At 73.0% G+C, this 2,896-nt stretch carries 2 protein-coding genes; both read left to right on the top strand.

From position 1 onward, the window contains the following. On the top strand, positions 1-1,203 hold a 1,203-nt coding region (locus AC5LSR_RS14430), incomplete at its 5' end, for an LLM class flavin-dependent oxidoreductase (RefSeq protein ID WP_493468559.1). A gap of 334 nt (positions 1,204-1,537) precedes the next feature. Further along, positions 1,538-2,455, top strand: coding sequence for an NADP-dependent oxidoreductase (locus AC5LSR_RS14425; protein WP_250292166.1), 918 nt, complete (start codon positions 1,538-1,540; stop codon positions 2,453-2,455). Positions 2,456-2,896 lie beyond the last annotated feature (441 nt).

Here is a 2,896-nt window from a genome sequence, read left to right as displayed (position 1 = left end):
CGCCGGCTCGTGGAGCTGTTCGTCGCCGCCGAGGAGCTCGGGTTCGACGGCGGCTGGATCGCCCAGCACCACTTCTCCCCTCAGTACGGCCGGCTGCCCTCGCCGCTGGTGCTGCTCGCCGCGGCTGCGCAGGCGACCCGGCGGATCGAGCTCGGCACCGCGGTGGTGGTGCTGCCGCTGGAGAACCCGGTCAGGGTCGCCGAGGACGCGGCCGTCGTCGACGCGCTCAGCGGCGGGCGGCTACAGCTCGGGCTGGGCACGGGCGGCGCCAGCTCACCGGCCTTCGCCGCCTTCGGCCGGGACGCCGACGCGCGCCGGGAGCTGTTCACGCAGGCCATCGGCCTGCTGCGGGACCTGCTGCGCGGCGGCGACGTCCCGGGCACCGACGGGCTGCGGCTGCAGCCGCCGGCGCCGACGCTGGCCGGGCGGCTGTGGGACTCCACCGCCAGCGCCGAGGGCGCGACGGCCGCGGCGCGTGCCGGGGACGGGCTGCTGCTCGGCGTCGGGCCCGCCGGGTCGGCGCAGCGCCCGCTGGCCGAAACGTACCTGCGCGCATATGCCGCGGCCCGTTCAGGCGCCACCGCCAGGCCGGACGGGACGGCTTTCTCGGCCGAGACGGCTCACCCCGCCGACGGACCGGGCGGGGACGGCCGATCCGTCGGGACGGTCCGCTCGGGCGCGGCTGCCCGCTCGGCCACGGATAGCCCTTCGGCCACGGATAGCCCTTCGGCCGTGGTTGGCCGCTCGAGGGCGGCAGCCCGGTCGCTGTGTCCGGACGGCTACCCGGCGGCCCGGCTCGCCGTCGCGCACGGTGTGTTCCCCGGGCCCGACCGCCTGGCCGCCCCGCGGGACCTGGCCGCCGACATTGCCCGCTACCGTCCGTACCTGTCCCATTTCGGGCTGCCCGGCACCGCCGACGACGCCGCCGCGCTGGACGCCATGAACGTCCACCACGGCCCGGTCGACGTGATCGTCGAAAGCCTCGCGACGAACCCGGTGGGACCGGGGTTCACGTCCTACTTCATCGCCGCCGTCCAGGGTGAGGCCGGCGAGGCGGCGAGCTTCGACGCGGCGCTGCGCCGCCTGGAGATCATCGGCACCGAGATCGCCCCGGCACTGGGCTGGCGGCCGGCGACCGCCGGCCCCGGCGCTGTCCCCACCCCCGGCCCCGGTCGGCACAGACGCCCAGCCGGACGTCCCTGATCCGCCGACGGCACCGAAGGGCTCCGCGTCGACAACCATTGAACCGCGCGCGTGAGGGAACAGACGGTCGTGACAGCGACCATCTCCATCCTCGCTTTCACGACCGGGCCCCCATGGTGGGACGGGCGGCCGGCCGGGCCACCGCCGCGGCCGGCCCGTCCGTGGGCCCGGACGTGGACACGGGCACAGGCAGGCGTCCCGACCTTGTTGGGACCGGACCGGCAACGGGGAGAGAACCAAGAGAAAAAGAAGCGACAGAAGAACACGACAAAGGCGACGCGGAAAGAAGACGGCGAAGAAAACGGTCACGACCGACACGACGAAGGAGCTGGCGATGCCGCGGGCTGTCCGGTTCGACGGGTACGGCGGGATAGAGGAACTGCGGGTGGTGGACGTGCCGCGGCCGGCGCCCGGGGCGGGTGAGGTCCTCGTCCGGGTGCGGGCCGCCGGGATCAATCCCGGTGAGGCGAAGATCCGTGAGGGGCTGCTGCACGGCCGGTGGCCGGCGACGTTCCCCTCCGGGCAGGGCAGCGATCTGGCCGGAGTCGTCGAGGAGACCGGCCCGCGGGTGACCGGCTTCTCCGTCGGGGACGAGGTCCTCGGGTTCACCAACCGGCGCGCCAGCCACGCCGAGTACGTGGTGGTGGAGGCGGACAACCTCACGGCGAAGCCGGAGAAGATCTCCTGGGAGGTCGCCGGATCACTGTTCGTGGCCGGGACGACGGCGTACGCCGCGGTACGCGCGGTCTCGCCGCGCGGCGGTGACACGGTGGTCGTCTCCGGCGCCGCGGGCGGGGTGGGGTCGATCGCCGTGCAGCTCGCCAGGCTCGCCGGCGGACGCGTGATCGGGATCGCCGGGCCGGCCAACCATCCCTGGCTCGCCGACCACGGGGTGAGCCCGGTCTCCCACGGAGACGGCGTCGCCGACCGCATCCGGCAGGCGGCGGACCATGTCGACGCCTTCATCGACACGTTCGGCCAGGGCTACGTGGACCTGGCGCTCGAGCTCGGGGTGGCCCCCGACCGGATCGACACCATCGTCGACTTCGACGCGGCCGGCCGGCACCGGGTGAAGGCGGACGGCAGCGCGGCGGCGGCCAGCGCCGACGTCCTCGCCGAGCTGGCACACCTGGTGGCCGACGGCCGCCTGGAGGTCCCGATCGCCGGCGCCTACCCGCTGGCCGACGTCCAGGACGCCTTCCGCGAACTCGAACACGGCCACACCCGAGGCAAGATCGTCCTCATCCCCTGACAGCTCGTTTGACAATTTGTTTCCCGGCAACCGGCCAGTCCCGACAACCGGCCAGGGCGCCCGTGCCCGTCACCGACCGGGCAGCGTGATGCCGACGATCTACCGATCGCTGGAACGCAACGCCGGTCAGGTAGCGCGGATCCCATCCACGACCACCCGCACAGACCATGATCCAGACAATTTTGTCGTTGTGTACGCTTTTCGTCCGCAAAAGCGTACACAACGACAAACTCGCGCCGATCTTCTCCGGCAGCCGGCACCCATCGAGGTGTGCCACCGTTCGCGGGGATACGTATGGCTACCTGACCGGCACTCTGGGAAAGAGTCGACGTCGGCACCGGCGTGATGCCGTCGGACCTCAGAGCCGGATGTGCTGCGGCGCGGTGTCAGCCCGCATGACTTCACCGAAGGTCGCGGTTGCGGGGAACACGATGCCGCCGT

Source organism: Protofrankia sp. CiP1_Cm_nod4, assembly GCF_982290645.1.
Note: the sequence above shows the minus strand (reverse complement) of the source record. Positions and strands in the feature narration are given on the sequence as shown.